This window comes from Enterococcus sp. 3H8_DIV0648 (assembly GCF_002140655.1).
Lineage (GTDB): Bacteria > Bacillota > Bacilli > Lactobacillales > Enterococcaceae > Enterococcus_A > Enterococcus_A hulanensis.
This window is the reverse complement of sequence record NZ_NGLG01000002.1, coordinates 647,453-657,937: the sequence shown is the minus strand read 5'-3', so window position 1 is coordinate 657,937 and position 10,485 is coordinate 647,453. Positions and strand designations below refer to the sequence as shown.

Genomic DNA, 10,485 nt, shown 5'->3' with positions numbered 1-10,485 from the left:
CTTTTATTAGTAAATTCGCTGTACTTTTTTAATTTTAAATAAAGTTGTTGGATAAAAGGATAGCGTTTTCGTTTTTTTGCGTAGTCAAAATAAGTCATGATATAACACGCTTTTTTCGCGGGTCGCAGAAAAGATAAAAAAACAAGTTCGATTCGGATTTCACGAAGTCTTGGATTATAGTTATTTTATCATTTCCCGTGAAGGTTTCTTTTTATTAAATTGTTCTTTTTATGAAAGCAATTGTCTGAAAATTTCGACAATGCACTTTCTTGCGCTTCGTGTTTTTTCATTGTAGAGTTACATTTAGGGTCTGCTCGTTACTAAAAGATTCTTGCTCAATTAATAACTAATTGATGGGATGAATACGGTAGAAGAAGGAGTACCTGAGACAAAATTGAATAGGAGTGGTTTCAATGTCCAAAGCAGAAAAAGGCATGACGCTTGGCGCTCTGGTCATGATGATCTTTACCTCAGTTTTTGGGTTTGCTAACGGTCCAGTAGCATTCTACTTGATGGGGTACGGCTCAATCGTCTTTTATGTCATTGCTGCGATTCTATTTTTCATTCCTTTTGCCCTAATGATGGCTGAATTCGGTTCAACGATCAAAGGCGAAAACAGCGGGATGTATAAATGGTTGGAAGTCAGCGTAGGTCCACGTTTCGCGTTTATCGGAACATTCATGTGGTTTGCATCTTACGTTGTCTGGATGGTATCTACATCATCAAAAGTTTGGATTCCCTTTACAACGGCCTTTGCCGGAAGTGACCAAACGCAAAAATTAAGCATGTTTGGTTTGAACTCGACTCAATTAGTTGGGATCTTAGCCTGCGTGTGGATGATCATCGTTACTTTAGTCTCGATCAAAGGGGTTAAAGGAATTGTCAAGATCACCAGTCTTGGCGGTTTGGCGGTAACTAGTTTAAACGTTGTTTTAATCGTGATTTCTGGTATTATTTTGGTTGTTAATGGCGGACATTTAGCTCAACCATTCGACCACATTTTACATTCTCCAAATCCTAGTTACCAAAGTCCGATCGGCTTGTTAGGTTTTGCGGTATTCGCGATCTTCGCTTACGGCGGTTTAGAAGCTGTTGGTGGGATGGTTGATAAAACCCGTAATCCAGAAAAAACATTCCCTAAAGCGGTCGTTCTTTCTGCCTTGATCATTTCGATTGGTTACGCATTAGGAATCTTCCTATGGGGCGTAAGCACGAACTGGCAAGATGTTTTATCAGGCAATTCAACAAACTTGGGTAATATTTCTTACGTAATGATGAACAACTTAGGGGTTGAATTTGGTAAAGGCATCGGCCTTAGTCAAGCAGCTGCTATCAGTATGGGTAACTGGTTTGCTCGTTATACTGGTCTAGGGATGTTCTTAGCGTATAGTGGTGCTTTCTTTACTTTGACGTATTCTCCATTGAAGACGTTGATCATGGGTACACCGAAGAAATTATGGCCTAAGAAATTTACTGAATTAAACGAAAACGGTATGCCAAGCTATGCAATGTGGGCACAATGTGCGCTCGTTGTTGCAATCATCTTGATTGCCTCATTTGCTACACCAGATCCATCAGCGTTTTATAACATTTTGACCTTGATGGCGAACGTTTCTATGACTCTACCTTACTTGTTCTTGATTTATGCATTCCCTAAATTCAAGAAAAAAGAAGGCTTGGAACGTCCATTCGAAGTGTACAAATCTCAAAGCATGACCATGGCAATCAGTGTGGTAGTCTTCTTATTAGTATTGGGCGCGAATGTCTTCACGATCTTCCAACCAATCATCGAAGGTGCCGGCGCACGCGATACTCTTTGGATGATCGCAGGGCCAGTTGGCTTTACAGTAGTTGGTATTGCACTTTACCAAAACTATGTACGCCGTTCGAAAGCTGAATAATATAAAATAAAAATCTCCCGGCGAATAATCGCTGGGAGATTTTTTTGCATTTAAAAAGGTTATACTTGTTGTAACGGGAGGCGATTGTATGAAAAAAATGGATGTTGAAGTTAAAAAAATTGGTAATTCTGTCGGTATTATTTTCCCAAAAAAAGCCCAGATGAATGAAGGCGATAAATTTACTTTGCGATCCTTCAATAAAACCTATGTGTTAACTCCTAAAATCAATGATATCTACTATAGTGACGAATTTTGGGGTAATGTCAGAAACGAGATGACAAAAGAAGAGACTGAATGGGATGAATTCAATTCTTTACCTTCGGAGGTAATTGATTAATGTATATACCTCGTCAAAGAGATGTTGTATTTATTAATTTTGATCCTTCATTGGGGTCTGAGATTAAGAAGAGAAGACCGGCTGTCGTTGTAACTAACTATGAGTTTAATCGATGGACCGGATTTTGTTATGTCTGTCCAATTTCTTCAACAAAAAGAAAAGCGCCGCTGTATGTTGATTTAAAGACAATGAATTCGAAAGTAAGTGGACAAATATCCGTACATCAGATGCGTTCATTAGATTTCAGTAAACGAAACATAGAAAAAAGAGATATGTATGAAGTTGGCTGTTTTTCAGAAATTTTAGAAAGAATCGAAGCTTTTGTATCAATTGAAAACTAAAAAGGCTCACATGCAATAGCTGATGATTGTATAGTGACGAATAGAAAGTTTAACTGCAAAAGAGACTGCTGATAAAGACGATAAAACAAGTTCGACTTTATTATTTAAAAATGTTTATTTAAAGACCGAAATCTCCCGGCGAATATTCGCTGGGAGATTTTTTTGCGCTATTCCACAGGCTTCAAGGCGGTAGCGAAATCTATTCGACTGATGCGGAGATTAAGATAGGCCTGAACCAGCAGCATACAGCCAAATAAAACGAGACTGGCAAGTGTCAAGCTTTGAAAGGTGATATGCGGCAAATACTGCTGCTGATCGGTAGAAACCATCGCCACATAGGCTTTGAGAAACAGCCAGCCCGCGGGCAATCCTAACAGCCAACCAATCACCGTTAATAATGAAGTTTCTAAAAAGGATAGAGAGAGGACTTCCCGCTTCGTGAAGCCCAAGACCTTCAGCGTGGCGAATTCGATGAACCGCTCGGAAAAGATCAGTAAATGACAGTTCAGCATAATGGTGATCCCTAAAGCCAATGCCGCGAGAATCAATAGCGTGACAATCATGAGGATTCCCTCAAGCAGCTTTTGAGAGTCTTCGAATTGCTGCTGCTTGTCGTTTCTGCTGGCGATCAAAGGCATCTCCGGCAGCTGATCCTTCTTAGGCAGCAGGAGGCTTTGCGGCTCAAAGGTTTGCTGGAGGTTCTCCCAGACTGCCTGTGAAAAGAAGAGGCCCTGCGGTGAAGAAATAGGAACGATTGTTTTGATATAGACTGGAAAAATCTGCTGTTGCAGCTTGATATACACCGTATCCTTTGGTTTTACCTTGAGCTTTTTTGCAAGTGCATCCGAGAGGCCGACTTGATTGGCGGCTAAGTCCTGCAAATCAAGTGCAGGAATCGCCAGCTCATTGCCATCTGACACGATGGTGGCTTTGGTCGCTTGTTCTTCGGAATCCTTCAGCAGCTTGATATTTTGCTGCTCCAGCCATTGATAATCCGTGATCGTTTCTGCTGTCGCGGTTCTTTCCTGAGCATTCAAGGGCTTTTTAAACGTGACTTTTTCTTCGTAGCGGTAGGTATCATTAAAGATTGAGTCTAAGGAAAAATTGATGGAATCCTTGATCCCCAGAGCCGCGATCAACAGCAGCATGCAGCCCAGCGCACCGAAAATCCCCAGCACCGCCCGCCGCCGATTTCTTTGGATGTCCCGCAGTGTCCATTGCAGGGCAAAAGGCAGGTGAGCCCAGAGCTTTGTATGCTCCAGCCAGACTCGTTTGAACCGTTGATTTGACTGCTTTTGCATGATTTTTGCCGGCAGCTGTCCAATAAGCGGCAGTACCGGAAGCAAGGTGATCAGCATGTTCAACAAAGTGACTACTGCGACCATAAGGTACCCAAGGGAAGTGCGGACCTCCAGCCAAGCCGGGACCGAAAATTGATTGCCGATGGCTGTTAGTAAAGCGGGAGAAAGCAGTTTGGGTCCGAGAAGGCAGCCGAGACTCGCGCCAAAAAGGGTCACGATCATGCCAAAGGATAAATAATGGAGCAGGACCGTGCGGTGGCTGAAGCCTTGTGCTTTCAAAACGGCGATTTGTAGCTGCTGCTGTTTGACGAAGCGCCGCATCGTGGCTTCCATCGTGATCAATGTCAGCAGCAGGAACAAACTTGAAAAGAGAAAAGCCAGACGCTGGATTTGCGTGACGCGATCAAAGAAGATCGAAAGTCCCGAAGTATCCTGTGGCTGGTTCAATTCCAGATAGTCTGCTGTCCAAATATCCGCTAACTCTTTTTCCAGCCAAGGAGTATTGCTGTTTTTCTTGGTTTTCACCAAGAGCTGATGAACAGGATAGAGCCGCAAATGCTCAAAGGACTGCTGGGAAAGGTAAGCATAGCCGCTTTTTTTGTGGTTCGGCAGTGGTTGATCTTCGCTGGCAGTATGGTAGATGAATTCTGGCTGGCGCACCGTTCCTAAAATTTCATAGGATGTATTCTCGATCAAAAAAGTTTCACCAAGGTGATAGTGACGTGCCTGAAAGAAATCCTCATCCAGCCAAATTCCGGCTCGATCCGTAAGCTTTGCTCCTCGAATTACCTGTGGTCTGCTGATGGCTGAGTGATTGAAGGTGAGGACTGTCAATGAGAATTTGTCGGTCTGATAACGTCCAATCGATCGTCGGTCGACCTGCTTGACGTTTTCCAGCTTGTTCATTTCCTGCTCCTTTTCGGCGTTGAACCTTGCGACAGATAAGACATTATCGGCCAAACGACTATCCTTTACAAATTCCTTGCCAGTCGCATCCATTTGCTGGCTCAGATGGAAAATACCCGTAAAAATGAAGAGGCAAATGAAGCTCATGAGAAAGACCGAGAGGAAACTGATCCAGTTTTTGCGGAGATCGCGAAAGGTTTTACGTACCATTACCACTTCACCTCATCGATCTGCAGCGGCTGATTTTGCCGAATGTTTTCAACAATTGCACCGTCCTTTAAATGCAGCACACGATCAGCGATTTGCGCGATCGAGGCATTGTGAGTCACGACGATGATCGTATGTCCGTGAATTACCGCCATTTCTTTTAGTAGGTGGAGAACCTGCTTTCCAGTTTCGCTGTCTAAGGCTCCGGTCGGCTCATCACACAAAATCAGCTGCGGATTTTTGCAGACAGCACGAGCGATGGAGACCCGCTGCTGTTCACCGCCGGAAAGCTCCTGCGGGAAATTGGTTAGTCGATGAGAGAGCTGAACTTTTTCAAGAATGTCCGCGGCTTGAAAGGGATTCTCGGCGATTTTTTGCGCAATCGCCACATTTTCTAAAGCCGTCAAAGTCGGAATCAAATTATAAAATTGGAAGATGAAGCCGACATTTTTGCGGCGATAATCGGTCAATTCCTTTTCCTGATAGCGATGGATCGGCTCTTCTTGAACAAACAGTTCGCCGCCAGTCGGCTGATCCATGCCGCCTAAAAGGTTCAGCAGCGTTGTTTTTCCAGACCCGCTGGGACCTAGAATCACTGTGAATTCACCCTTATCGAGGCAAAACGAAATATCTGTTAAGGCCGGAATCTCTGTTGTTGCTGTTCGGTAACTCTTTTTTAACTTCTTTGCTTGAATGTAAGCCATGGTATCCCTCCTGATTGAACACTGTGTTGATTTTTTATGTTTTATAGTCTAAGCTGAAATCACAGGTTGGACAACGAACAATCTTTCAACGAGTGTTCAAAAGTTAAACAGTTCGCAAGAGATTGTTCAAAAATTCAACAGATCAGGTCAAATTGTTGGAGGAAAAGATGTCGAATAAAACAGATCGAACAAAGATACATATCATCCAGACCTTTTTTGCGATGATGAATGAAATGGGCTTTGACAAAATCACCGTAGCGAATTTGTCAAAACGGGCAGAAATCAATCGCGGCACGTTTTATCACCACTTTCCAGATAAATACGCGGTCCTAGAAGAGGTGGAGGAGGAGATATATTCTACTTTCAAGCAGGTCCTGACTGACCATGTCGGCTGGGCGGTGACGGAGAAAATCGAGTTATTCGGCCGCGATCAAGTAGAGAAACTTTTCAAGGAAGCCTGTTTGGTGGTTATGAATTACTTATATGAGCGAAAAGAAACGGCGCAAACACTGTTGGGAGAATACGGCCGTCCGCAATTTATCGAAAAACTTGAGCGAGCGTATATCTCTGCGGTCCAAGAAAAGATCCGCCTGAATCCGCGAGAGTTTAGCGAATCGGAAAAATTGCAGCAGGAGTTTATTTATCATGGCGCGATTGCGATCGTTAAGCGCTGGATTCGAAGCGGCGACAAGGAATCACCGGAGGAAATTGCCCGGGTCATCTCAAAATGTATGACGACACCGCCGATCGAGATTTTTGAGTCGATTGAACGGAGATAAATACTTTTTAGTTAGACGGCTGAACGGTCAAGAAGGAGAGCCGAATGAAGGAAAAGGCGATGTTGAAAATCATAGGACTGCTGGTAATACTCCAGTTTTTACGGCTGGGATTAAAGCAGCTATTTTTCTTATTCATTAAGCGGACGAATTTTTCAGACCATCTTGCTTCCATGTTCAGCTTCCTGCTGTTGACGGCTCTTATTGTAGTAATCTGCAAACGGCAGAAGATTGCATTGACCAATTTCCCGCCAAGGTTTAGTAGGCGCTACTTTTTGCGACAGGCATCGTCGGTCTTTTATTAGTGACAACGCCGGCATACTATTCAGGTGGAATTGAAGCGATCCTGCTCTTAATCTATAGTAGTATCGTGACGCCGATTTTTGAGGAACTGATTTTCAGAAGGTATGTCTGGAATCAACTAAGTGTTATTTTTAAATGATCAGTACCAGTTTATTTATGATCGTCAGTTCTATTTTGCATCTGGCATTTGGGCTATTTTGATTCATTGGCCTTCCGCGTCGGAGAGGGCTTGCCAGAAGCACTGATTTGGACGGTAATTATCGGCTTATGCTACGGTTTAGTCTTGGGCTTGCTGCGCTTGCGAACGAAAAATTGCTATTCGACGATGCTGCTGCATGGTGCGATGAATATTTTTGGTCGTTGAGTGATAAATTATAAAACATTGATAGATCAAGTTTTTTGGGTTTGATAAAGACTTTTGACAAGGTAAAAATGAACGATGACAAAGAGTTTTGCTGGTGAGAATCAGCGGGCTGTCTTATGGTGAGGATGAAGGAGCGGATGAAATGAATTTAAGCAAACAGATCAAACGATTACGCGAAGAGGCGGGTTTTTCCCAAGAGGAATTATCAGAAAAAATCTATGTTTCTCGACAGACGATTTCGAATTGGGAGAATGAACGGAGCTATCCGGACATCCATAATCTGTTATTGCTGAGTGTTCTTTTTAACGTGACTTTAGACGAACTTGTCAAAGGAGACGTGGAAACGATGAAAAAAGTGATTAAAAAAGATGAGATGAATAAGTACAGCTACATTATGGGCGGCACGATTTTGGCAGCAGCGATTTCTTTCGGTCCAGTTTGGAAGATTTTCGGCGATGTCGGTCTGTTGATCCCGCTTATTCTTTGGGCGATCGGGATGTGGGCGGCAATAAAGATTGAGAAAATCAAAAAGGAAAAGAACGTCAAAACCTACAAGGAGATCGTTGCCTATATGGAAGGCGAGGATGTAGAACAGGCACGAGCAGAACGAAGCGCTGGAAAAGATCTGCTGTCGAAAACAATGATCGTGGTCGTTTTCGCTGCGGTCGCATTGGCGATTGTGTTATTGAGTCTGTGGGTTAGCGGGATGTTTTAAGAATTTAAAAAAAGCGGCTAAAAAGGTTGTGATATCAATCTTTTAGCCGCTTTTTTGCTGTCAAATTTTCACTTTTGGGTGCACATTTCTTTATTATTAATAATAAATCTGGGTTATTTTTTTTACGTTTTTTTGTTTTTTTTGAGCCAGGTTGCGGTATGATGTTTTTGAGGAAAAATGAAAACGTATACAGAGAAGTGTGAGGGAGCGATTTATCATGAAAAAGAACGTACAAACCAAACCATTAAGTCAAATGCAGCTGTTCGTTACCAAACGCAGTACACTGGAGCAGAAAATTATCAGCTATTTTGAACATACTAAAAATGTGTCTATGGTCATCCAGTATGCGGTGGCGATCATGATTAAAAATGCACTGGTTTTAAGCGATTATTCCGATTTCTTAAAGGATTTGGTCCGTGAGCTGTTTCTGACAGCGGAACCAAGCGATGTGCTGCGGGAAAATCTCCCTTATTTCAAACCTTACTTCAAAAGCGGCGAGTTTGACACCGTCGTTCATCGACTTTTCAGTAATAAAAAGGCCTATCTTAAATTTTCCGAGGAAGCTCGTTTAACTAGCAAACATCTTCATTCCGTTATCCAAGCACCGACTGAAATCTCTAAATATAATTACTATCTGGTGGCTGTTTTTAAGGCAACCAACGGGAAAAGACATACCTGGACATTAAGAGATATCAATCCTGCGGTGACCACAGAAGAGGTAGGAGAGCAAACCTATAAGCTGTTGGAACTGTTGACGACCCTTCCGCTTTTTGAACAGGGGGATAGCTGGAAATTCGCGCAATACGTCAAGTTTGATTATTTTAAAAATGCCAAGGTCATGCATCATGAAGCACCGAAGGAAGAACTAGAAGAAATAATCGAGCCTAAAGCAGCGCTGCAACAAAAACAGCCGGAATCCGCCCAAATTTCCGAGGAACCGACAGAAGAAGCCGAAGAAGAACTTACAATCATGGTGCCTCACGGCTTTGATCCGCGAACCTTGAGCGATGCCGAAGCATGGGCCTTAGTGCAAGCTCATTTACCGGAAGGAAAAAGGCTGGAGGAGATGGCGGTTGTATTTGTTGAGCGTCCGGCTGAGCCGTCAGAAGAACAGGAACCAGCCTTTGTACCGCCGACTATTTCCGACTTTGTGCAGCAGTCCCATGTTCAGAAATCCGAAGAACAGCCTGCAGTCGATGTCGCTGAGCCGCCTAAACCAGAGCCCGTTAAAGAACGAACCCGTAAAAATCGCCCCCTCAGCGGAAGCCAACTGGCTGCTCAGAGTCTGATCAACAGCAGGGGAAGCCGTCAAGAGGGAACCGCAGGCAAAACCAGCAAGAAAAATAAGCATAAGGGAAAAAACGGCAAGAATCGAAAAAGGAAAAAACGATAAAAATAGGCTTAAACCTTTTGTAACCTGATGTGAGGATTATTTGTGGTGGAGTCAAACTGAACTTTCCGTTGATTCGGGAATAGTCGAGGAAAGCAGATATCCGTCGCTTTTTTCGGAGTGGCCAGGAGTGAAAAGGATAAATAAATAGAACCACCGACTTGATTCTGTTCAAGCCGGTGGTTTGTTTTGCGCTGTTTTAGCTTTTCGATGTTGAATTTTAAACCTTGTTTGTTAACCAATTTCCTTTTGATCGATCCGGTGACTGTTTAAGAACCACTGGCGATGATAATCGCCTACCAATGCGGTGAAAGGATAAGGGGTTATTCCATGGTCATCCAGCTGATCTTCTAAATAGTTCTTCAAAACCCACGGATCTTCAATATAGTGGACCGATAGATTCAAGGTAGCCTCGATCACATCAGTTGTTGTGTGCAAATCTTGTGCGACTTGTTCAAGGCTTAAACCTGTGCGCTTAAAATTTTCTTGGAGCTCTCTTTTTGTGTTGGTGACTTGTTGAGGGGTTAATGACATTGTACTCGCTTCTTTCTTTTAAAATAAACAGTTGTAATTAAAACTATCCACAGCATACGCCCTTTTAAAATACTTGTCAAATAAATAGTTGTGATTTAAACTGTTGTTAAAGAAATGAGGGAGCGTATGATTTCGCAACGTGATGATTTAGCTGAAAAAATTTATGCGATCAGTGTTTTGCAGCAAAATTTTGTGATAGAACAGTTGAAAACTTTGCATTTAAATGGGTTGCAATCCCGCAGTCTGAGCTTCATCGCGGAGCATTCAGGGACGATGCAGCGGGACTTGGCAAATTATTTAGGCAAGCAGCAAGCGACAGTCACTAATATTTTGAAGGTTTTGGAGGAGCGGGAATTGATCTACCGCGAAATCCCGAAAAACAATGAACGGCAAAAAAATATTTATCTGACGACAGAAGGCGAGGAGATGGTTAAAAAAGTCCAGGCGATCTTCCAAGAGCTGGGAAAACACATCGAATCAGCATTCTCACCAGAAGAACAGCAGCAATTCACGCAGTTTTTAAAAAGAGCAGAAGAGCAATTGACGTAGCGAAAAGGCTGCGTCTTTTTTTATCATTTTTTGCGTAAGTAGAATCGCATTCGTTACAAAGAAGAATGAGAGCCACAGCCAAAAAAAACTGCAAGTTATGTTTTTCACAAATCTGTTTTGAATGAAGAATGAATATTTCTTTCCTATAAAAGGGTGT

The 10,485-nt window shown here is 42.8% G+C and carries 11 protein-coding genes and 1 pseudogene; 8 read left to right on the top strand and 4 right to left on the bottom strand.

All coding sequences use genetic code 11. From position 1 onward, the window contains the following. The first annotated feature begins 413 nt into the window (after nt 1-413). From yjeM to A5875_RS19295, 3 genes are all read left to right on the top strand, one after another. Nucleotides 414-1,901, top strand: coding sequence for a glutamate/gamma-aminobutyrate family transporter YjeM (gene yjeM / locus A5875_RS19305; RefSeq protein WP_088935197.1), 1,488 nt, complete (start codon nt 414-416; stop codon nt 1,899-1,901). 88 nt (nt 1,902-1,989) lie between these two features. Then, entirely contained in the window at nt 1,990-2,238 is a 249-nt protein-coding gene (locus A5875_RS19300; RefSeq protein ID WP_242550540.1) for an AbrB/MazE/SpoVT family DNA-binding domain-containing protein, read from the top strand. Continuing rightward, nucleotides 2,238-2,579: a type II toxin-antitoxin system PemK/MazF family toxin gene (locus A5875_RS19295; protein ID WP_088935196.1), complete on the top strand. Its 342-nt coding sequence runs from the start codon at nt 2,238-2,240 to the stop codon at nt 2,577-2,579. The genes A5875_RS19300 and A5875_RS19295 overlap by 1 nt, the downstream gene beginning before the upstream one ends. A 167-nt stretch (nt 2,580-2,746) precedes the next feature. On the opposite strand, the gene A5875_RS19290 is transcribed toward A5875_RS19295, so the two are convergent. Then, the gene (locus tag A5875_RS19290; RefSeq protein ID WP_088935195.1) at nt 2,747-4,996 is read right to left on the bottom strand and encodes an ABC transporter permease; all 2,250 of its coding nucleotides are present in this window, start codon (nt 4,994-4,996) and stop codon (nt 2,747-2,749) included. Next, complete coding sequence (locus A5875_RS19285; RefSeq protein WP_088935194.1) at nt 4,996-5,697, bottom strand: ABC transporter ATP-binding protein; 702 nt, start codon at nt 5,695-5,697, stop codon at nt 4,996-4,998. The genes A5875_RS19290 and A5875_RS19285 overlap by 1 nt, the downstream gene beginning before the upstream one ends. Nucleotides 5,698-5,864: 167 nt before the next feature. On the opposite strand from A5875_RS19285, the gene A5875_RS19280 reads away from it, so the two are divergent. Beyond that, on the top strand, nt 5,865-6,476 hold the full coding sequence (locus A5875_RS19280) for a TetR/AcrR family transcriptional regulator (protein WP_088935193.1): 612 nt from the start codon (nt 5,865-5,867) through the stop codon (nt 6,474-6,476). Between the two features lie 7 nt (nt 6,477-6,483). On the opposite strand, the gene A5875_RS24035 is transcribed toward A5875_RS19280, so the two are convergent. Continuing rightward, entirely contained in the window at nt 6,484-6,648 is a 165-nt protein-coding gene (locus A5875_RS24035) for a hypothetical protein (RefSeq protein WP_207114088.1), read from the bottom strand. Between the two features lie 129 nt (nt 6,649-6,777). On the opposite strand from A5875_RS24035, the pseudogene A5875_RS24350 reads away from it, so the two are divergent. From A5875_RS24350 to A5875_RS19265, 3 genes and pseudogenes are all read left to right on the top strand, one after another. Further along, a pseudogene (locus tag A5875_RS24350) lies at nt 6,778-7,140 on the top strand (CPBP family intramembrane glutamic endopeptidase). Between the two features lie 142 nt (nt 7,141-7,282). Further along, nucleotides 7,283-7,855 (top strand): helix-turn-helix domain-containing protein, encoded by a 573-nt coding sequence (locus A5875_RS19270; protein WP_088935855.1) that lies wholly within the window; start codon nt 7,283-7,285, stop codon nt 7,853-7,855. Between the two features lie 217 nt (nt 7,856-8,072). Further along, nucleotides 8,073-9,248: a hypothetical protein gene (locus tag A5875_RS19265; RefSeq protein WP_088935192.1), complete on the top strand. Its 1,176-nt coding sequence runs from the start codon at nt 8,073-8,075 to the stop codon at nt 9,246-9,248. 231 nt (nt 9,249-9,479) lie between these two features. Here the strand turns inward: A5875_RS19265 and A5875_RS19260 are convergent, their stop codons facing one another. Then, the gene (locus A5875_RS19260) at nt 9,480-9,779 is read right to left on the bottom strand and encodes a DUF2316 family protein (RefSeq protein ID WP_088935191.1); all 300 of its coding nucleotides are present in this window, start codon (nt 9,777-9,779) and stop codon (nt 9,480-9,482) included. A 126-nt stretch (nt 9,780-9,905) separates the two neighbouring features. Here A5875_RS19260 and A5875_RS19255 point away from each other — a divergent pair, with 126 nt between their 5' ends. After that, nucleotides 9,906-10,328 (top strand): MarR family winged helix-turn-helix transcriptional regulator, encoded by a 423-nt coding sequence (locus A5875_RS19255; protein WP_088935190.1) that lies wholly within the window; start codon nt 9,906-9,908, stop codon nt 10,326-10,328. The last annotated feature ends 157 nt before the right edge of the window (nt 10,329-10,485 follow it).

Coding starts and splice junctions, on each gene's coding strand:
- A5875_RS19295 (WP_088935196.1), top strand. CDS start 2,238: ATGTATATACCTCGTCAAAGAGATGTTGTATTTATTAATTTTGATCCT.
- A5875_RS19285 (WP_088935194.1), bottom strand. CDS start 5,697: ATGGCTTACATTCAAGCAAAGAAGTTAAAAAAGAGTTACCGAACAGCA.
- A5875_RS19265 (WP_088935192.1), top strand. CDS start 8,073: ATGAAAAAGAACGTACAAACCAAACCATTAAGTCAAATGCAGCTGTTC.
- A5875_RS19290 (WP_088935195.1), bottom strand. CDS start 4,996: ATGGTACGTAAAACCTTTCGCGATCTCCGCAAAAACTGGATCAGTTTC.
- A5875_RS19280 (WP_088935193.1), top strand. CDS start 5,865: ATGTCGAATAAAACAGATCGAACAAAGATACATATCATCCAGACCTTT.
- A5875_RS19260 (WP_088935191.1), bottom strand. CDS start 9,779: ATGTCATTAACCCCTCAACAAGTCACCAACACAAAAAGAGAGCTCCAA.
- yjeM (WP_088935197.1), top strand. CDS start 414: ATGTCCAAAGCAGAAAAAGGCATGACGCTTGGCGCTCTGGTCATGATG.
- A5875_RS19300 (WP_242550540.1), top strand. CDS start 1,990: ATGAAAAAAATGGATGTTGAAGTTAAAAAAATTGGTAATTCTGTCGGT.
- A5875_RS19270 (WP_088935855.1), top strand. CDS start 7,283: ATGAATTTAAGCAAACAGATCAAACGATTACGCGAAGAGGCGGGTTTT.
- A5875_RS24035 (WP_207114088.1), bottom strand. CDS start 6,648: ATGGAAGCAAGATGGTCTGAAAAATTCGTCCGCTTAATGAATAAGAAA.
- A5875_RS19255 (WP_088935190.1), top strand. CDS start 9,906: ATGATTTCGCAACGTGATGATTTAGCTGAAAAAATTTATGCGATCAGT.